The sequence below is a fragment of the Streptomyces thermovulgaris genome, from assembly GCF_002155915.1.
GTDB lineage: Bacteria > Actinomycetota > Actinomycetes > Streptomycetales > Streptomycetaceae > Streptomyces > Streptomyces thermovulgaris.
The window spans coordinates 1-18,116 of the sequence record NZ_MUME01000280.1; the positions used below are offsets into that span (position 1 = coordinate 1).

Consider the following 18,116-nt stretch of genomic DNA (forward strand, 5'->3'; position numbering starts at 1 on the left):
GGGTGTCTGCGGGGGAACCGCCGGGGGAGTCGGCCGGAGCGCCTGTGCGGGCGCCTGCGGGGATGTCCGCAGGAGTGCGCGGGCCGGTCGTCCCCGCCGCCTCCGTGACGAGACGGACGACGAGATCCTCCAGGGCGGCGTAACTGCCGCGCAGCGAGCGGGCCAGGGGCTCGCTCACCGCCGCCTGGGCGACGAACGCGAGCCAGGTGCGCGCCTCGGCGCGGCGCTCCTCGCGCAGCAGCGCGACCTCCTCCGCCGCGTGCCCCAGGGCGGTGACGGCGGACCGCGCCGGGCTCGCGGCCAGACGGTCCCGCACGCGCGCGGTGACCCGCTCGCCGACGTGGTCCACGGCGAAGCGCAGCATCTCGTCCTTGTCCCGGAAGCAGCGCTGGACGGCCCCGAGGGAGACCTCCGCCCGCGCGGCGACGTCGCGCAGGGTCACGGCCTGCGGTCCGTGCGCGGCGACCAGACGGCACACGGCCTCGGCGATCCGGCGGCGCCGCTCGGCGTAGTCGACCTGCTTGGGCACGGTCGGCGGTCCTCCTCGTGCGTGGGTCCGGGGTGTGGCGGGCGGACGCGGTCGCTGACGGGACGCCGGACCTCCCCGTCAGGAACCCCGGCAGCCCGTGGCCGGGAGCCCGCGACGTCCCCGGGCAGCACCTTAGGCGGCCCGTGGACGGCGTCCTGGGCGGCCCCGCCGTTATTCCGATACAAAGGTATCGGAAACGGGGTAGGGTGCGGCCCTGCGACCGGAGCGACCGGACACGCGACGGGGGAGGAGAGAGTCACGATGAGCGGGCGGGACGACGCCCTGTGGACCATGACGGCGGGGGAGCAGGCGCGGGCGGTCCGGGACGGGGAGGTGACGGCGGTCGAGCTGATCGACAGTCACCTGGAGCGCATCGCCGCGGTGAATCCGCACGTCAACGCGGTCACCCAGCTGATGGCCGACCGGGCCGGGGAGGCCGCCGCGGACCTGGACCGGCGGCGCGCGGCGGGCGAGGACCCGGGGCCGCTGGCCGGGGTGCCGTTCACGGTGAAGGAGACCACCCCGGTCGAGGGCGTGCCGACGACGCTCGGCGTCCCGCGCTTCCGCGGGCTCGTGGCCCCGGCCGACGCCCCGCCGGTGGCCCGGCTCCGCGCGGCGGGGGCCGTGCCGATCGGGCACAGCAACATGCCCACGCTGGTGCTGGCGGGGATGCACACCCGCAGCGAGCTGTTCGGCGACACCGTCAACCCGTGGGACCCGGCCCGGACCCCGGGCGGCAGCAGCGGCGGCGACGGGGCGGCCGTCGCCACCGGCATGGCTCCGCTGGGCCTCGGCAACGACTCCGGCGGCTCGGTGCGCGTCCCGGCGGCCTTCTGCGGGGTGGCGGGGCTGAAGCCGACCACGGGACGCTTCCCGGCCGACCACCGCGTCCTCGGCCCGGAGGACCCGGGACCGGCCGCGCAGGCGCTCGTCACCGACGGCCCCCTGGCCCGTACGGTGGACGACCTGCGGCGGGCCTTCGAGGTGCTCGCGGGGACCGACCCGCGCGACCCGCGGGCCGTGCCCGTGCCGCTGCACGGCGACCCGCTGCCCGCGCCGGTGCGGGTCGCGCTCGTCGCCGACCCGGGCGGTCACGGCGTCCACCCCTCGGTCCGCGCCGCGCTCACGCGCGCGGCGGACGCGCTCGCCGACGCCGGGTACGAGGTGCGGGAACTGCCGGACGTCCCGCGGCTGGACGAGGCCATGGTGGCGTACGGACGGATCACCGCGACCGAGTTCGCGCCGACCTGGCCGGCGGTGCGGCAGCTGCTGGGCGAGGGCGGGGACCGCTACCTCCGCATGGCGATGGAGAAGCACCCGCCCGCCGACGCCGCGGAGCTGACCCGGCTGATGGGCGTATGGCTGAACGTGCGCCGCTCCTGGGCGGAGTTCCTGGACGCGTACCCGCTGCTGCTGGGGCCGGTGTTCACCGAGCCGCCGGTGGAGCCGGGGCTGGAGTCGCGCGACGCGGACGGGCACACGCGTGTCGAGCTGGGCCTGCGCCTGTGCAGGGTGACCAGCTTCGTGGGGGTGCCCGCGGTGGCCGTTCCGACCGGGACCGACGGCGGGCTCCCCACGGGCGTGCAGCTCGTGGGCCGCGCGTTCCGCGAGGACCTGTGCCTGACGGCGGCCCGGGCCATCGAGGACCGTCTCGGCGTCCTCGCCCCGGTCGATCCGCGCCCGGGGACACCGGCGGCGGGACCGTCGGCGGCGTGAGCCGCGTCGGCCGGCCGGGCGGAAGACGTGCGCCAAGTGCCGTGGCGCACCGGCGGCTTCACCGCCGCCGACCGTCGACCCGGCCCGGCGACATGCCGATTGCCCACCGGTTTGCCTACCAGTGACTGCCGGCCGCCGACCGCCGCCCCGCGGGTGCGCCGGGCGCCTCGCCCTCGCCGGGGCCGCGACGTCCGCGCGCCCCGACTCCCGTGCCCGCGGGCCGGGTTCGGTCGCCGCCCGCGCGGTCGGCCGCCGGGTTCACCATGGTCTGGTGGCCTCCGCCAGGTGTTCCTCGGCCTCGAGCCACGGCAGGAACCGGGCCGGTCCGCGCCAGCCGCAGGTGTCGCGGCGGATGGCGCGGGCCGGGCCCCTGCGCCGCACCCGGACCACGTGCTCGTGGCGAGGGAGACGCCGACGGCGGCTCCCCACACGCCGACCGCCTGCGCGCGCTCGCGCGGGTCGGCGAAGGTGTCGGTGATGGTCGACATCGCGACCGGGTTGAGCATCGAGCCGCCCACCGCCCGCACCGTCCGGAAGACGATCAGCAGGTCCGGGCCGGAACCGTCGCCCCGCGCCCGGAGCCGCCGGCCCGCCCGGAACCGCCGGCCCGGGCGAGCCGGCCGGGCACTCCCCGGCGTGCGTCAGAATGGGGTAATGCCCACGATCGCGCCCACCTCGCCCACGACCCTCCAGGTCGGGCCGCACCGCGTGCACCCGCCCGTCGTCCTGGCCCCCATGGCCGGCATCACCAACGCGCCCTTCCGCACCCTGTGCCGGGAGTTCAGCGGAGGCAAGGGGCTGTTCGTCAGCGAGATGATCACCACGCGGGCACTGGTCGAGCGGCACGACAAGACCATGCGGCTGATCACGTTCGGCGCGAGCGAACGGCCGCGCTCGATCCAGCTGTACGGCGTGGACCCGGCCACCGTCGGCAAGGCCGTCCGCATGATCGCGGAGGAGGACCTGGCCGACCACATCGACCTGAACTTCGGCTGCCCGGTGCCCAAGGTGACCCGCAAGGGCGGCGGCTCGGCCCTCCCCTACAAGCGCAATCTGCTGCGGGCCATCCTGCGCGAGGCGGTCCGCGGCGCCGGTGACCTGCCCGTCACGATGAAGATGCGCAAGGGCATCGACGACGACCACCTCACCTATCTCGACGCCGGCCGGATCGCGGTCGAGGAGGGCGTGGCGGCGATCGCGCTGCACGGCCGCACGGCCGCCCAGCACTACGGCGGCACGGCGGACTGGGACGCGATCGCCCGGCTGAAGGAGCACGTCCCCGAGATCCCCGTGCTCGGCAACGGCGACATCTGGTCGGCCGAGGACGCGCTGCGGATGGTGCGCAGCACCGGCTGCGACGGCGTGGTCGTGGGACGCGGCTGTCTGGGCCGGCCGTGGCTGTTCGCCGATCTGGTGGCGGCCTTCGAGGGACGGAAGGACTTCACCAGGCCGACGCTGCGCGAGGTCGCCGATGTCATGGTCCGGCACGCCACGCTGCTGGGCGAGTGGCTCGGCGACGAGTCGCGGGGCGTCGTCGACTTCCGCAAGCATGTCGCCTGGTACCTGAAGGGCTTCTCGGTCGGCTCGGAGATGCGCAAGCGGCTCGCGCTCACCTCCTCGCTCGAGGAGCTGCGGGCCGGTCTGGACGAGCTGGACCTCGACCAGCCCTGGCCGGCCGGCGCCGACGGGCCCCGCGGCCGTACGTCCGGCAACAACCGGGTGGTGCTGCCGGACGGCTGGCTCGACGACCCGTACGACTGCGCACGTGTCGGCGAGGACGCCGAGCTGGACACCTCCGGCGGCTGACCGGCGTTTCGCACCGGCCGGACCGGACGGCTCGAACGGACCCGAGCGGACGGGCCGGTCCGGTGGAGCGGACGAACGCACGGCGCGGCACCCCGCCCGGGGTGCCGCGCCGTGCCGGTCTTGTCCGTGGACGGCCGTGTACGAGGGCTCAGGCCGCCGGCCGCGTCGGGGCCGCGTCGTCCTCGGGCAGCTCGGGGTGGCGGCGCAGCTGGACGACAGCACCCACCAGACCGCCCCAGACGATCACGACGGCCACGATCAGCATGACGATCGCACTCACCGACATCAGTTCTTCTCCTTCTCGCGAGCGTCCTGTGCGTCCCGTGCCGCCGGGCCGGTGTCCGTGCCCGCCTCGAGGGCGGTCTCGGAGTCGGCGGAACGCCAGGGCAGCAGGCTGAGGAGCACGGCGACGAGCAGCGCCGCCGCGGCGACGCCCCAGCCCGCCCAGAGCAGGAACTGCGTCGGGTAGCCCTCGTAGTTCTCGGCGAACTCAGCGCGCAGGCTGTCGATCATCATCCAGCCGAGCACCAGCGGAGTGACGATGCCGAGGCAGATCAGCCACCAGCGGCCGAGCGGGATCGCGGAGGTCTCGTTGGCGTGCTTCTGGAAGACGGGCAGGCGCCGCAGCAGCCAGCCCACGGCGATGAGCACGATCAGCGCGGCGAGGGCGATGCCGTACTGGTTGATGAAGTGGTCGGCCGCGTCCAGCACATAGATGCCGCTGTCGGTCGGGAAGACGGCGATCGACACCAGGGCGATGGCCCCGCCGACCCCCAGGGTCGCCGGGAGCCGGCCCAGGCCGGTGCGGTCCTGCACGGCGGCGATGACGACCTCCACGATGCTGATCAGCGAGGTGAGGCCGGCGAGCACCAGCGAGGTGAAGAACAGCACGCCGAACAGGGTGCCCATCGGCATCTGGGAGATCACCGTCGGGAACGCCACGAACGCCAGACCGATGCCGGAGCTCACGACCTCGTCCACTCCGACGCCCTGGGCCGCGGCCATGAAGCCGAGGGTGGCGAACACGCCGATGCCCGCGAGGATCTCGAAGCCGCTGTTGGCGAAGCCGGCCACCATCGCGGAGCCGGTGAGGTCCGAGCGCTTCCGCAGGTACGAGGCGTACGTGATCATGATGCCGAAGCCGATGGACAGCGAGAAGAAGATCTGTCCGTAGGCGGCGACCCACACGCTGCCGTTGCCGAGCGCCGACCAGTCCGGCCGGAACAGGCCGTCCAGACCCCGGGCGGCGCCGTCGAGCGTGAGCGCACGGACGACGAGGATCGCGAAGAAGACCACCAGCAGCGGGATGAAGAACTTGTTGGCCTTCTCGATGCCGTTGCGGATGCCGAGCGCCAGGATGACGAGCACGACCACCCAGACCGCGATGAGCGGCCAGAGCACCCCGTCGACGTAGGAGGACATGAGTCCGGGCTTCTCGGCGGCCTGGAGGAAGTTCCCGAAGAAGAAGCCGTTGGCGTCCTTGCCCCACTGCTCGCCGAAGGAATAGCCGATGTAGCGCACCGCCCAGGCGATGATGACGGCGTAGTAGGCGGCGATCACGAAGCAGATCGCGGCCTGCCACCAGCCGAGTGCTTCCGTGGGTCGGGAAAGTCTGCGGAAGGCCGCGGGGGGCGACTTCCGGAATTTGTGCCCGATCGAGTATTCGAGAACGAGCAACGGAATACCGGCGGTCAGCAGTGCGACGAGATACGGCAGAAGGAAGGCCCCGCCACCGTTTTCATAGGCAACGGCGGGAAAGCGCCATATGTTGCCGAGGCCGACGGCCGACCCGATCGCGGCGAACAGGAAGCCCGAGCGGCTTCCCCACTGCTCGCGGGAAGGACTGGACATGAACACGTTTCCTTGGTCATCTTCTTTGCGTAGGGCGGCACGCTAGCAACAGAAGTGCCTGATGAACAGGGTTCTGTGTGGGATGCATGCACTTGTTATCTCCGCCCGGCACGCAGTGCCGCCCCCGGCCGTGCACCTTCTGCGCGGCCGGGGGCGGCACTGTGGTCGCCGGGCGGAGGCGATGCGGGACGTGTTCGTGGTCCGGTAGCTCTCCGTACGGTCGTCGTTACTTTTGCAACAACTCCTGGCCTCCCGACGGGTGGGGCACGGAGCCGTACGCGGTCAGGAAGCGGTTGCGGAAGGCGTCCATCCGCCACACCGGGGCGTCATGGGCGGGCCGCAGTCCGTCGGTCCATCCCCAGTCGGCGATCTTCTCCAGGACCTTCGGGTCCTTGGCGACGATGGAGACCGGCACGTCCCGGCTGGCGTTGTTGCCGCTGACCCGGGCCTTGGGCTGGTGGTCGCCGAGGACGACGAGCACGGTGTTGTCCTTGGCGTAGCGCTCCATCCACTCGGTGAGGGCGGTCAGCGAGTACTGGACCGACTTGCCGTACTCCTCGCGGGAGCGGAGCGGGTCGGTGATGATGTCCGCCGCCCTGACGCCGGCCGCCTCGATGTCCTTGAAGACCGAGCCGTCGCCGAGCTCGTCCCAGCCGACCATCCTCGGGATCGGGGCCCAGGGCTGGTGGCTGGAGGTCAGGATGACGAACGAGGTCAGCGGCTTGTCGTGCTTCCTGCCGTGCTCCAGGCGTTCGAACGCCTCCAGGGCGTACTGGTCGGGCATGGTCGACCAGCTGAACTTGGGTCCCCTGTAGCCCATCCGGAAGGCGTTGTAGACCCTGTCCAGGCCGTACCATCTGGCCTCCGGCCAGGCCTTCTGCACGCCCGGCATGATGCCGACCGTGTCCCAGGCACCGGTCTTGCGGAACACCTTGGTCAGGGTGAGGTGGTCACCGGAGGTCACCGTGCGGTAGCGGTTCTGGTTGTCGATCCACAGGCCCGACATGAACGTGGAGTGGCCGAGCCAGCTGCCGCCGCCGTACGTCGAGGAGGTCAGCCAGCCGCTCTTGGCGTGGAAGCCCTTCGCGGCCAGGGCCCGGGTGCTGGCCTCGAGGGTGCGGTTGACACCGGGGGCCATGACCGGGTCCTCGATCGCGCTGCGGCCGTAGCTCTCGATGAAGGTGAAGATCATGTCCTTGCCGCGCAGGTCTGGCACGAGCTGACCGGCCGGGGTGTTGCCGAACGGGTCGGCCTTCGCCGTCCGCGCGAACTCCCGCTCGTCCTCGATCGTGGTGCGGATCCCCTCCTGGCGGGCCTCGAACATCGCGACCGTGTGCCGGGAGGCCACCGGGATGCCGGAGATCCGCAGGTCCAGGGCCGCGCACAGCATCCACAGCACGCTGAGGAGCATCAGTCCGCGCATCGAGCGGGTCCTGTGGCGGCCGACGAAGGAGCCGATGCGGACGACCGCGAGCGTCATCAGGCCGAGCAGGGCCAGCACGAGGAGCACGACACCGACGGCGGCGAGCAGGGCGACGGTGCCGCCCAGGGTGTCCGCGAGATACGACTGGGCGTCGTCCAGCAGCTGCCAGTCCAGGATCATGTTGAAGTCGCGGCCCAGGTACTCGTGGAACTGGATGTCCGTCAGGGCCAGCACGGTCAGCACACCGAGGACCAGCCCGCCGAGCGCCGCCACGACCGTGCGGAGCCGGCGCGGCAGCACGATCAGCAGGGCTCCCCAGAGCAGCAGCTCCACCGGCAGCCGGGTGAAGGTCGCGACCTCGAACCGGTCCGGCTTGTTCGGCAGCAGCAGGGCGGCGACGACCAGGAGGAAGGCGAGGACGGTGACGGTGGGGGACAGCACCCGGGCGGGCCCCGACCGCGCCTTTCGCCGGCGCCGGTCGTCCTGCCGGGCGGTGCGGGGGCCGAGGGCACGGAGGAGACGGAAGGGGCGCCGGGCCGCCGCCTCCGGCTGGGCGGCGGCGGGGCCCGCCGGCGAACCGGTGTCCGCGGATGCGTCCGCGTCCCGGCCGGCGGCTGCGGCGGCCTCGGACTCGGCGGCCTTGGAGCCGTCGTCGGCCTTGGGCGCGGCCGCCTCGGTGGTCTCGGCTGCCTCGGGCCCGGTGCCCTCGGAGGACGCGGCGGTCCCGGCCGTCCCGGAGGACCCGGACGACTCGACGGTCTCGGAGGGCTCGGCGGTCTCGGCTGCCTCGGGCCCGGTGCCCTCGGAGGACGCGGCGGTCCCGGTGCGCTCGGCGGCGGGTGTGCCGGTGTTCCCCTGCTCGTCGGGCGGGGCCTCGGAACGGGAGGCTCCGGTGCCGGCCGGCGCATCGGCCCCGGGGGGCGCGTCCGTGGTCCGGTCGGCGGGGGCGGCCGGGGCCGTGGCGGCCCGGGGCTCGGCGGTTCGGGCTGCGACGGTGTGGTCCGCCGTCCCGGCGGGGGCGTCCTCGTCCCGGGGCGCGGCCGCCCGTGCTTCGTCCGTGGCGGGGGCGTTTCCCGCGCGGTCGGCCGGGGCGGGGGCGGTCCTGGGCTCGTCCTGGTGCGGTGCCGGTTCGCCTCCCTGCTGGGACGGGATGCCGTGCTCGGTTGCCCCTGTCGTGCCCGATGACTGGTGTGTGCTCGTGTGCTGAGGCACCCGGGGTCCTTCCTTGCGCGGATGTGGCTTGAGGAGGCGGGCCACGCTGGGGAGGCAGGACCCGCCTCACTGTCGTACGACCTGATCGGCGCCCCTGTTCACCCCGGGAGAAAACACGGGGGAGAAGAGGGTTCTCCTCTCCCCGGGAGGTGCCAGGAAGGCGCTGTTCACCCCTTTTTGTCCGCGCCGCGGCGCCTTCTCCTCCGGCCCTCCTCCAGCTCTCCTCCGTCCCCTTCCCCGGTCCGTGCGCGCCGCCGGGTCCGGCGGCGCGCAGGCGTCCGCATGGTGGAATCCCTCCGGCTGTGGCAGCGTGATTCTCGCCACCCTTGATAAGGGTTGCGCTCAGATGAGCGGATCATGGGCGGCTGCACTTCTCCAAAGAGTGGCACTCAGTGCCAGCGGATGATCGTTCATCGGCCGAAATCAGACGCGCTGAGATCTGCTCATCTGAGCGGATGGACGGATCTGTCGTTGCGGATTCGTTCAAGAAGTGAAAACACCAGACCCTGACGCCTTGCCAAGCCTTGACTTTCGATCCGCTGGCGGACGACTGGTTACAAGCACATGACGCGCAAGTGGACGTACCCATAGACCTTTGATCTGGGTATCTTCCTCGCCGTCAGGGCAGCCACCGCGTCCTCGAGGAGTCGAGACCCGTGTCGGAAAACAAAGATCCCCAGGTAGCCGAGGACGGCAACAGCGTTGAGAGCGTGAAGGCCAAAAAGGCGGTGAAGTACGTCTACGACTTCACCGAGGGCAACAAAGACCTCAAGGACCTTCTCGGTGGCAAGGGCGCCAACCTCGCCGAGATGACCAACCTGGGCCTTCCGGTCCCTCCGGGCTTCACGATCACCACCGAGGCCTGCAAGGTCTACCTCGAGAGCGGCGAGGAACCGGCGGCACTGCGTGACGAGGTGAGTGCGCACCTCGAGGCGCTCGAGCAGAAGATGGGCAAGAAGCTCGGCCAGCCGGACAACCCTCTCCTCGTCTCCGTCCGCTCCGGTGCGAAGTTCTCCATGCCCGGCATGATGGACACCGTCCTGAACATCGGTCTGTCGGACAAGTCCGTGCAGGGCCTGGCCAAGCAGGCCGGGGACGAGCGGTTCGCCTGGGACTCCTACCGCCGGCTCATCCAGATGTTCGGCAAGACGGTCCTCGGCGTCGACGGCGACCTCTTCGAGGACGCCCTCGACAAGGCCAAGCAGGCCAAGAAGGTCACCGACGACACCGAGCTGGACGCGGCCGACCTGAAGAAGCTGGTCACCAAGTTCAAGAAGATCGTCAAGAGCGAGACCGGCCGGGACTTCCCGCAGGACCCGCGCGAGCAGATGGACCTCGCGATCAGGGCGGTCTTCGACTCCTGGAACGGCGAGCGCGCCAGGCTCTACCGCCGCCAGGAGCGCATCCCGCACGACCTCGGCACCGCCGTCAACATCTGCTCGATGGTCTTCGGCAACCTCGGTCCCGACTCCGGCACCGGTGTCGCCTTCACCCGTGACCCCGCCTCCGGCCAGCAGGGCGTCTACGGCGACTACCTGCAGAACGCCCAGGGCGAGGACGTGGTCGCGGGCATCCGCAACACCGTCCCGCTGGCGGAGCTGGAGCGGATCGACAAGAAGTCGTACGACCAGCTGATGCAGATCATGGAGACCTTGGAGAACCACTACAAGGATCTCTGCGACATCGAGTTCACCATCGAGCGCGGCCGGCTGTGGATGCTCCAGACCCGTGTCGGCAAGCGCACCGCCGCTGCCGCCTTCCGCATCGCCACCCAGCTCGTCGACCAGGGCCTGATCGACGAGGCCGAGGCGCTGAAGCGGGTGACCGGCGACCAGCTCGCGCAGCTGATGTTCCCCCGCTTCGACGAGCACGCGAAGGTCGAGCAGGTCGCCCGCGGCATCGCCGCCTCTCCGGGTGCCGCGGTCGGCAAGGCGGTCTTCGACTCGTACACCGCCGTGAAGTGGTCCCGCTCGGGCGAGAAGGTCATCCTGATCCGCCGGGAGACCAACCCCGACGACCTGGACGGCATGATCGCGGCCGAGGGCATCCTGACCTCCCGCGGCGGCAAGACCTCCCACGCGGCCGTCGTCGCCCGCGGCATGGGCAAGACGTGCGTGTGCGGCGCGGAGGAGCTGAAGGTCGACACCAAGCGCCGCCGGATGACGATCCCGGACGGGCGGGTCGTGGAGGAGGGCGACCTCATCTCCATCGACGGCTCCACGGGCAAGGTCTACCTGGGCGAGGTCCCGGTCGTCCCGTCCCCGGTCGTGGAGTACTTCGAGGGCCGGATGCACCCGGGCGCCGACGACGCGGACGAGCTGGTCGAGGCGGTCCACCGGATGATGGCCTTCGCCGACCGCAAGCGCCGGCTGCGGGTGCGCGCCAACGCCGACAACGCCGAGGACGCACTGAGGGCGCGGAGGTTCGGTGCCCAGGGCATCGGCCTGTGCCGTACCGAGCACATGTTCCTCGGCGACCGCCGTGAGCTGGTCGAGCGCCTGATCCTGGCGGACACCGAGGCGGAGCGCGAGGAGGCCCTCAAGCAGCTGCTGCCGCTGCAGAAGCAGGACTTCGTGGAGCTCTTCGAGGCGATGGACGGCCTGCCGGTCACCATCCGTCTGCTCGACCCGCCGCTGCACGAGTTCCTGCCCGACATCACCGAGCTGTCGGTCCGTGTGGCCCTGGCCGAGGCCCGTCAGGAGCCGCACGAGAACGAGCTGCGCCTGCTCCAGGCGGTCCACCGCCTGCACGAGCAGAACCCGATGCTGGGTCTGCGCGGTGTCCGCCTGGGCCTGGTGGTCCCCGGCCTGTTCACCATGCAGGTCCGCGCCATCGCCGAGGCGGCCGCCGAGCGCCGGGCCGCCAAGGGCGACCCGCGTGCCGAGATCATGATCCCGCTCGTGGGCACCGTCCAGGAGCTGGAGATCGTCCGCGAGGAGGCCGACCAGGTCATCGCCGAGGTCGAGGCCGCGACGGGCGAGCAGCTCAAGCTGGCGATCGGCACGATGATCGAGCTGCCGCGCGCCGCGCTGACCGCGGGACAGATCGCCGAGGCGGCGGAGTTCTTCTCCTTCGGCACCAACGACCTGACCCAGACGGTCTGGGGCTTCAGCCGCGACGACGTGGAGGCGAGCTTCTTCACGGCGTACCTGGAGAAGGGCATCTTCGGCGTCAGCCCGTTCGAGACGATCGACAAGGACGGCGTCGGCTCCCTGGTCAAGGCCGCCGTCCAGGCCGGCCGTGCCACCCGGCCCGACCTCAAGCTCGGCGTCTGCGGCGAGCACGGCGGCGACCCCGAGTCCGTCCACTTCTTCCACGAGGTCGGTCTGGACTACGTGTCCTGCTCCCCGTTCCGCATCCCGGTCGCCCGTCTGGAGGCCGGCCGTGCGGCGGTCGAGGCGGAGGGCAGCGACCACCGCTGAAAGACTCCGGAGTCCTCGTCGTGGTCCCCGACCCTCAGACCGATCCCGGTGAGGACTCCGGTGCACCGGACAGGGGCGGCATTCTGTGCGGGAATGCCGCCCCTCTTCTACGGTGGGACCACAGCGATCCGGTCCACCGCCCCAGGGAGTTTCTCCATGCCCGGCTGGAACACGCGTGACATCCCCGACCAGAGCGGCCGCACGGCCGTGGTGACCGGGGCCAACAGCGGACTCGGATTCGTCGTGGCGCGGGAACTGGCCCGCAAGGGGGCCCGGGTGGTGCTCGCCTGCCGGAGCGAGGCGCGGGGGAGGGCGGCGGCCGACCGGATCGCGGACGACGTGCCGGGCGCCGAGGTCGAGGTCGGACGGCTGGACCTCGCGGACCTGGGGTCGGTGCGGAAGTTCGCGGACGGGCTGGCGTACGAACGGCTGGACCTGCTCGTCAACAACGCGGGAGTGATGGCCCTGCCGTACGGGAGGACCGCGGACGGGTTCGAGACGCAGTTCGCGGTCAACCACCTGGGGCACTTCGCGCTCACCGGGCTGCTGCTTCCGAGACTGCTCCCCACCCCGGGCGCCCGCGTCGTGACCGTGTCCAGCCTGATGCACCTGCTGTCCGACGTCGATCTGAACGACCTCAACAGCGAACGGCGGTACGGGCGCTGGCTCGCCTACGCCCGCTCCAAGACCGCCAACCTCCTGTTCACGCACGAGCTGGCCCGCAGGCTGGCACGGCACGGGGCCGGTCTGGTCGCCGCCGCGGCCCACCCCGGGTACGCCGCCACCGACCTCCAGACCGCGGGGCCGCGGGCCGAGGGACGCCGGGGCGCCGAACGGCTCATGGCGGCCGGCAACCGGATCTTCGCCCAGTCGCCGGAGAAGGGGGCACTGCCCACGCTGTACGCGGCCACCGCACCCGGAGTGCGGCCCGACTCCTTCACCGGCCCCTCCTTCGCCATGTGGCGCGGGGCGCCCGCCCCGTCCCGGCGGGCGCGCTGGACCCTCGACGACAGGACCGGCCGGCTGCTGTGGGAGGCCTCCGAACGGCTCACCAGGGTGACGTACGACGCGCTGAGGGACTGAGCCGGCCCGCCGGCGCGGCAGGACCGCCGGCGCGGGACCACCGGTGCGACCGGACCGCCGGATCGTCAGTCCGCCGATCCGTCACAGGGCCCCGACGCCCTGACCTCGTACGTCGCCACCCGCACCCCCTCGTCGTCCAGGCACTGCCCCGAGACCAGGTCGAAGCGCTGCTTCAGCAGAGGGGAGGCCACGAACGGACGGCCGGCACGGGTGCCGGTCAGGCCCCGGGAGAGGACCGCCGCACCGGTGAAGGGATCGCGGTTGTCGATGGCGTGGAGGCGGCCCGAGCGAGTGCGGAAGAGAGCCGCCTGCCGGCCGTCCGGGAGCAGGGCCGCCACACCGCGGCCGGGGAGCAGGGCGTTCAGGTCGCAGACCGTGAACCAGCCGTCGCCGAGGCGCAGCTGGACCTTCAGATCGGTCGTCTCGGGTGCCAGGGTCATCGCTGGGTCGTTCCTTCCAGGGGACGGCGGCCGATGGACAGCAGGGGCAGGTCGGGCTTCATCTGGTCGCGTTCGGGGACGAAGGCGACCACCGGGTCGGGGGTGTCGGGGGCGTTGACGAAGGACACGAACCGGGCCAGTTTCTCCGGGTCGCCGAGGGTCTCCGCCCACTCGTCGCGGTAGTGGGAGACATGGGCGGCCATCAGGGACTCCAGCTCCGCGCAGATGCCGAGCGAGTCGTGGACGACCACGTCCCGTACGTGGTCCAGGCCGCCGGGGATGCGCTCCAGCCACACGCTGGTGCGCTCCAGGTGGTCGGCGGTGCGGATGTAGAACATCAGGAACCGGTCGATCAGACGGACCAGTTCGGCGTCGGAGAGGTCCTGGGCGAGCAGGTCCGCGTGGCGCGGGGTGGCGCCGCCGTTGCCGCCGACGTACAGGTTCCAGCCGTTCGCGGTGGCGATCACGCCGAAGTCCTTCGACTGCGCCTCCGCGCACTCGCGGGCGCAGCCCGAGACCGCCGCCTTCAGCTTGTGCGGGGAGCGCAGACCGCGGTAGCGCAGCTCCAGGTCGATCGCCATGCGGACGGAGTCCTGGACGCCGTACCGGCACCAGGTGTGGCCCACGCAGGACTTCACCGTGCGCAGCGCCTTGCCGTACGCGTGCCCGGACTCGAAGCCCGCGTCCACCAGACGCGCCCAGATGAGGGGCAGTTGCTCGACCCGCGCACCGAACATGTCGATGCGCTGACCGCCGGTGATCTTCGTGTAGAGGCCGAAGTCCCGGGCGATCTCACCGAGCACGATCAGCTTCTCGGGGGAGATCTCACCGCCGGGGATGCGCGGCACGACCGAGTACGAGCCGTTCTTCTGCAGGTTGGCCAGGAAGTGGTCGTTGGTGTCCTGCAGGGCGGCCTGCTCGTCGTCCAGGACGTAGCCGCTCGCGCCGATCGCCGGGGCGAGGGAGGCGATGACCGAGGCGACGGCCGGCTTGCAGACCTCGCAGCCGTCGCCGCCCCGGGCGCCCTCGCGGCCGTAGCGGTCCAGGAGGTCCTGGTAGGAGGTGATGCGCAGGGCGAGAACGATCTCGTACAGCTCCTGGCGGGTCTGGGAGAAGCAGCCGCACAGGCCCTTGTCGACCTCGATGCCGCCCGCCTCCAGCTCGGCGTCGACCAGCTGCCCGAGCACCTTGACGCAGCTGCCGCAGCCGGTCCCGGCCCTGGTGCACTTCTTCACCTCCGGCACGGAGGTGCAGGAGTGCTCGGCGACCGCGCGGCGGATCGCGCCCTTGGTGACGTTGTGGCAGGAGCAGATCACCGCCTCGTCGGGAAGGGCGGAGGGCCCGAGCCGCACCGGGGCACCCGCGGGGAGGACCAGCTGCTCGGGGGAGACGGGAGGCACCGACCCGGTGAGCGCCCGCAGGGTGCCGTACGCCTCCGTGTCGCCGACCAGGATGCCGCCGAGCAGCGTGCCGTCCGGGTCGACGACCAGCTTCTTGTAGACGCCGGAGCGGGAGTCGGCGTAGACGACGTCCAGGCAGCCCTCGGCCGTGCCGTGCGCGTCGCCGAAGGAGGCCACGTCCACACCGAGGAGCTTGAGCTTGGTGGACAGATCGCCGCCGGTGAACTCCGCCTCGTCGCCGGCGATGGCCGCGGCCGCCGTCTCGGCCTGCTCGTAGCCGGGCGCGACCAGGCCGTACACCCGGCCGTCCACCGCCTGCGCGCACTCGCCGATGGCGAACACACGCGGATCGGTGACCGTGCGGCACCGGGCGTCCACGACGATGCCGCCGCGCTCGCCGACCGCGAGCCCGCAGTCCCGGGCGAGCCGGTCGCGGGGGCGGACACCGGCGGAGAACACCACCATGTCGGTGGCGAGTTCGGAGCCGTCGGACAGTCTCATCGCCCGCACCGCGCCGTCCTCGCCGGGCACGATCTCCTGGGTGGCCGTGCCGGTGTGCACGGTCAGCCCCATCTTCTCGATGGTGCGCAGCAGCGCCGCGCCGCCGCCGTCGTCGACCTGCACCGGCATCAGGCGCGGCGCGAACTCCACGATGTGCGTGGCCAGTCCGAGGCCCTTGAGCGCACCGGCGGCCTCCAGGCCGAGCAGCCCGCCGCCGACCACGGCCCCGGTCCTCGCCCGTGTCGTCGCGTACTCCTCGATGGCGAGCAGGTCCTCGATCGTGCGGTAGACGAAGCAGCCCTCGGCGTCCCGGCCGGGGACCGGCGGTACGAAGGGGAAGGAGCCGGTGGCGAGCACGAGCACGTCGTACCCGACCGTGAGCCCCGAGCGGGCGGTGACCGTCCGCGTCTCGCGGTCGATGCGCTCGGCCGGGTCGCCGATGTGCAGCTCGATGCCGTGCGTGCTGATGAACTCCTTGTCCGTCAGGGAGAGTTCCTCGGGGGTGGTGCCCGAGAAGTACGAGGTGAGCCGTACGCGGTCGTACGCCGGACGCGGCTCCTCGCACAGCACGACCACGCGGTGCGTGGCGGTCAGGCCGCGCTCGGCCAGCGCTTCGAGAAAGCGCTGGCCGACCATGCCGTGGCCGACGAGCACGATCGTGGGGCGGGGGCGGTCCCCGGCGAATGCGGTCGTGGACATCAGGAGCCTCCGTCGTGGGTGAGCAGATGGAGCGGGGGACCGCCGTCGACGGGGAGCGGCTCCGCTCCCTCCCAGGCGCGGGCGAGCGCGCCGACGGTGTCGAGTGCGCCGACGAGGACCCCGCCGGCCAGGCGACCGTCGCGGATGACGACCTTGCGGTAGGTGCCGCGGGTGGCGTCGGTGAGCCGTACGACGTCGTCACCGGCTCGCGGCTCGGTCTCGCCGAACGCGGCCAGGTCGAAGGGCGGACGGGGCCCGCCGGCGAGGGTGAGCCGGGTCAGGGAGCGGGTGCCGGTGTAACGGGAGTCCGTCCGTCCCGCGAGCACCTCGGCGAGCACGCCCGCCTGTTCGAGGGCCGGTGCGGCGAGCCCGTACACCGTGCCCGCGTGTTCGGCGCAGTCGCCGATGGCGTGGATGTGCGGGTCGGAGGTGCGCAGCTCGTCGTCGACGAGGACGCCCCTGCGCACGGCGAGCCCGGCGTCCTCGGCGAGGCCGGTGCGCGGACGGACCCCGCAGGCCAGGACCAGAAGGTCGGTGCCGAGCACATATCCGTCGGCCAGTTCCACCGAACGGACCGCGCCGCCCGCGCTGCGCACGCCCCGCACCCGGCACTCGGTGTGCACCTCGACACCGAGGTCCGTCAGATGCCGCAGCACCAGGGCGGACGCGGCCTGGTCCAGCCGGTGCTCCATGAGCCGCTCGGCCTGCTGGGCGAGCACCACCTGCGCGCCCCGCACGGCCAGCGCACGGGCGGCGGACACCCCGAGCAGTCCGCCGCCGACGACGACCACCCGCACCCCGGGCCGTACCGCCCCGGACAGGCCCAGGCAGTCGTCCATGGTGCGGAAGGCGTGCACGCCCTCGGGAAATCCGTTCTCCCGGGCGAACAGACCGCGCAGCGGCGGCAGCACGGGGTTGGCGCCGGTGGCCAGCACCAGCGTGCCGTAGTCGAGCACCGAGCCGTCCGCGCACCGCACCTGACGCGCGGCACGGTCGATGCCGACGACCCGGCCGCGGACCAGCCCGGGAGGTGCCGGCAGCGCGATCGCCTCGGGGGCGTACCGCCCGGCCAGCACCTCGGCGAGCAGCACCCGGTTGTACGGCCGGTGCTCCTCCTCGCCGACGACCACCGCGGACGTCCCGAGTTCGCCGAGCCGCCGCGCGAGCGCCACGCCCGCCGGCCCGGCGCCGATCACCACCACACGCCCGTTCGAGGTCATGCCCAGAGCGTGCGTCGTGCACGTTACCCGGCCGGATCACCGCTGTTTCCCGCGGGGAACGCTGCGCTCAGCGGGGGCGGGAGACGGCTGTGAGGCCGGGCCGGAAGTCCTCGACCGGGCCGAGGCGGTCCGGGACCGCCATTGCGACCTCGACCCCGACCTCACCGACGCGGTGGACGTCGTCCTGGCCGACGTCCACTCCACCGAGGCCGTCCTGACCACGGACCGGAAGGACTTCCGCGCAATGCGGCCGCTCGGCAGGGTCAAGGCGTTCGGGCCGCTGCCCGGCGACAGCTGAACGCCCCCGGCCGCCGGAGGCCGGGACATGGTCCGTGCGCCGCCCCCGCACGGGCCCGGTGAGGTTCAGCGGCTGCCCGTCAGATGCGCGAAGACGACCACGTTGCCCTGGTAGCCGGTGGCCCTGGAGTAGTCCCCGCCGCAGGTGATGACGCGCAGTTCGGGGCGGCTCGCGGCGCCGTAGACCTTGTCGTCGGGGAAGTTCTTCGCCTCGTACACCTCGACCGCGTCCACGGTGAACACCGCGACGCTGCCGTCCCGGCGGTCCACCTCGATGATGTTGCCCCTCTTCAGAACGCCGAGGTCGTAGAAGACGGCGGGTCCCTCGGCGGTGTCGACGTGCCCGGCGACGATCGCGGTGCCCGTCTCGCCGGGGGTGGTGCCGGCCTCGTACCAGCCGGCCAGGTTCTTGTCGTCGGCGGGCGGGACGTCCAGGCTGCCGGACTCCGTCAGGCCGAGACCGATCAAAGGGGCGTTCACCCGTATGGAGGGGATGCGGATGCGCAGGGGCGGGGAG

13 protein-coding genes and 1 pseudogene are annotated in these 18,116 nt (G+C 72.3%); 5 read left to right on the forward strand and 9 right to left on the reverse strand.

Going from position 1 to position 18,116, the window contains the following annotated elements; all coding sequences use genetic code 11:
• The coding region (locus CCN35_RS20865) for a TetR/AcrR family transcriptional regulator (protein ID WP_107501074.1) at positions 1–529 on the reverse strand (529 nt) is incomplete at its 3' end.
• A gap of 261 nt (positions 530–790) precedes the next feature.
• Between CCN35_RS20865 and CCN35_RS20870 the strand changes: the two genes are divergently transcribed.
• Positions 791–2,245 carry an amidase gene (locus tag CCN35_RS20870; protein ID WP_067390070.1) on the forward strand — a complete coding sequence of 485 codons (1,455 nt, stop codon included), beginning with the start codon at positions 791–793 and terminating at the stop codon, positions 2,243–2,245.
• A gap of 380 nt (positions 2,246–2,625) precedes the next feature.
• On the opposite strand, the pseudogene CCN35_RS29665 reads toward CCN35_RS20870, so the two are convergent.
• Positions 2,626–2,796, reverse strand: a pseudogene (locus CCN35_RS29665) (MFS transporter); the annotation flags it as partial.
• A gap of 103 nt (positions 2,797–2,899) precedes the next feature.
• Between CCN35_RS29665 and dusB the strand changes: the two are divergent.
• Positions 2,900–4,051: a tRNA dihydrouridine synthase DusB gene (gene dusB, locus CCN35_RS20875; protein WP_067390073.1), complete on the forward strand. Its 1,152-nt coding sequence runs from the start codon at positions 2,900–2,902 to the stop codon at positions 4,049–4,051.
• A gap of 148 nt (positions 4,052–4,199) precedes the next feature.
• Here the strand turns inward: dusB and CCN35_RS20880 are convergent, their stop codons facing one another.
• From CCN35_RS20880 to CCN35_RS20890, 3 genes are all read right to left on the reverse strand, one after another.
• Positions 4,200–4,337 carry a methionine/alanine import family NSS transporter small subunit gene (locus CCN35_RS20880; protein WP_079129563.1) on the reverse strand — a complete coding sequence of 46 codons (138 nt, stop codon included), beginning with the start codon at positions 4,335–4,337 and terminating at the stop codon, positions 4,200–4,202.
• Positions 4,337–5,902, reverse strand: a complete 1,566-nt coding sequence (locus tag CCN35_RS20885) for a sodium-dependent transporter (protein WP_067390076.1) — start codon at positions 5,900–5,902, stop codon at positions 4,337–4,339. Before CCN35_RS20885 ends, CCN35_RS20880 begins: the two co-directional genes overlap by 1 nt.
• Positions 5,903–6,128: 226 nt before the next feature.
• Positions 6,129–8,537, reverse strand: a complete 2,409-nt coding sequence (locus CCN35_RS20890) for a CDP-alcohol phosphatidyltransferase (RefSeq protein WP_342748640.1) — start codon at positions 8,535–8,537, stop codon at positions 6,129–6,131.
• Between the two features lie 656 nt (positions 8,538–9,193).
• Between CCN35_RS20890 and ppdK the strand changes: the two genes are divergently transcribed.
• Together ppdK and CCN35_RS20900 are read left to right on the forward strand one after the other, a co-directional pair.
• Positions 9,194–11,959 (forward strand): pyruvate, phosphate dikinase, encoded by a 2,766-nt coding sequence (gene ppdK / locus CCN35_RS20895; RefSeq protein WP_425444310.1) that lies wholly within the window; start codon positions 9,194–9,196, stop codon positions 11,957–11,959.
• 156 nt (positions 11,960–12,115) lie between these two features.
• Positions 12,116–13,042, forward strand: coding sequence for an oxidoreductase (locus CCN35_RS20900; protein ID WP_067390082.1), 927 nt, complete (start codon positions 12,116–12,118; stop codon positions 13,040–13,042).
• Between the two features lie 65 nt (positions 13,043–13,107).
• Here CCN35_RS20900 and nirD read toward each other — a convergent pair whose 3' ends face one another.
• From nirD to CCN35_RS20915, 3 genes are read right to left on the reverse strand one after another with little or no spacing between them, the layout of a single operon-like run.
• Complete coding sequence (gene nirD / locus CCN35_RS20905; RefSeq protein WP_067390085.1) at positions 13,108–13,482, reverse strand: nitrite reductase small subunit NirD; 375 nt, start codon at positions 13,480–13,482, stop codon at positions 13,108–13,110.
• Entirely contained in the window at positions 13,479–16,082 is a 2,604-nt protein-coding gene (nirB, locus tag CCN35_RS20910) for a nitrite reductase large subunit NirB (RefSeq protein ID WP_086793888.1), read from the reverse strand. The genes nirD and nirB overlap by 4 nt, the downstream gene beginning before the upstream one ends.
• A complete protein-coding gene (locus CCN35_RS20915) occupies positions 16,082–17,302 on the reverse strand; it encodes an NAD(P)/FAD-dependent oxidoreductase (protein WP_067390094.1) in 1,221 nt (406 codons plus the stop codon). Before CCN35_RS20915 ends, nirB begins: the two co-directional genes overlap by 1 nt.
• A 16-nt stretch (positions 17,303–17,318) precedes the next feature.
• On the opposite strand from CCN35_RS20915, the gene CCN35_RS20920 reads away from it, so the two are divergent.
• Positions 17,319–17,600, forward strand: coding sequence for a PIN domain-containing protein (locus CCN35_RS20920; RefSeq protein WP_067390098.1), 282 nt, complete (start codon positions 17,319–17,321; stop codon positions 17,598–17,600).
• 65 nt (positions 17,601–17,665) lie between these two features.
• On the opposite strand, the gene CCN35_RS20925 is transcribed toward CCN35_RS20920, so the two are convergent.
• The coding region (locus CCN35_RS20925) for a class F sortase (protein ID WP_086793892.1) at positions 17,666–18,116 on the reverse strand (451 nt) is incomplete at its 5' end.

Excerpts from the sequence above, each read along its gene's own strand:
- CCN35_RS20870 (WP_067390070.1), top strand. The coding sequence starts at position 791 with ATGAGCGGGCGGGACGACGCCCTGTGGACCATGACGGCGGGGGAGCAG.
- dusB (WP_067390073.1), top strand. The coding sequence starts at position 2,900 with ATGCCCACGATCGCGCCCACCTCGCCCACGACCCTCCAGGTCGGGCCG.
- CCN35_RS20880 (WP_079129563.1), bottom strand. The coding sequence starts at position 4,337 with ATGTCGGTGAGTGCGATCGTCATGCTGATCGTGGCCGTCGTGATCGTC.
- CCN35_RS20885 (WP_067390076.1), bottom strand. The coding sequence starts at position 5,902 with ATGTCCAGTCCTTCCCGCGAGCAGTGGGGAAGCCGCTCGGGCTTCCTG.
- CCN35_RS20900 (WP_067390082.1), top strand. The coding sequence starts at position 12,116 with ATGCCCGGCTGGAACACGCGTGACATCCCCGACCAGAGCGGCCGCACG.
- nirD (WP_067390085.1), bottom strand. The coding sequence starts at position 13,482 with ATGACCCTGGCACCCGAGACGACCGATCTGAAGGTCCAGCTGCGCCTC.
- nirB (WP_086793888.1), bottom strand. The coding sequence starts at position 16,082 with ATGTCCACGACCGCATTCGCCGGGGACCGCCCCCGCCCCACGATCGTG.
- CCN35_RS20915 (WP_067390094.1), bottom strand. The coding sequence starts at position 17,302 with ATGACCTCGAACGGGCGTGTGGTGGTGATCGGCGCCGGGCCGGCGGGC.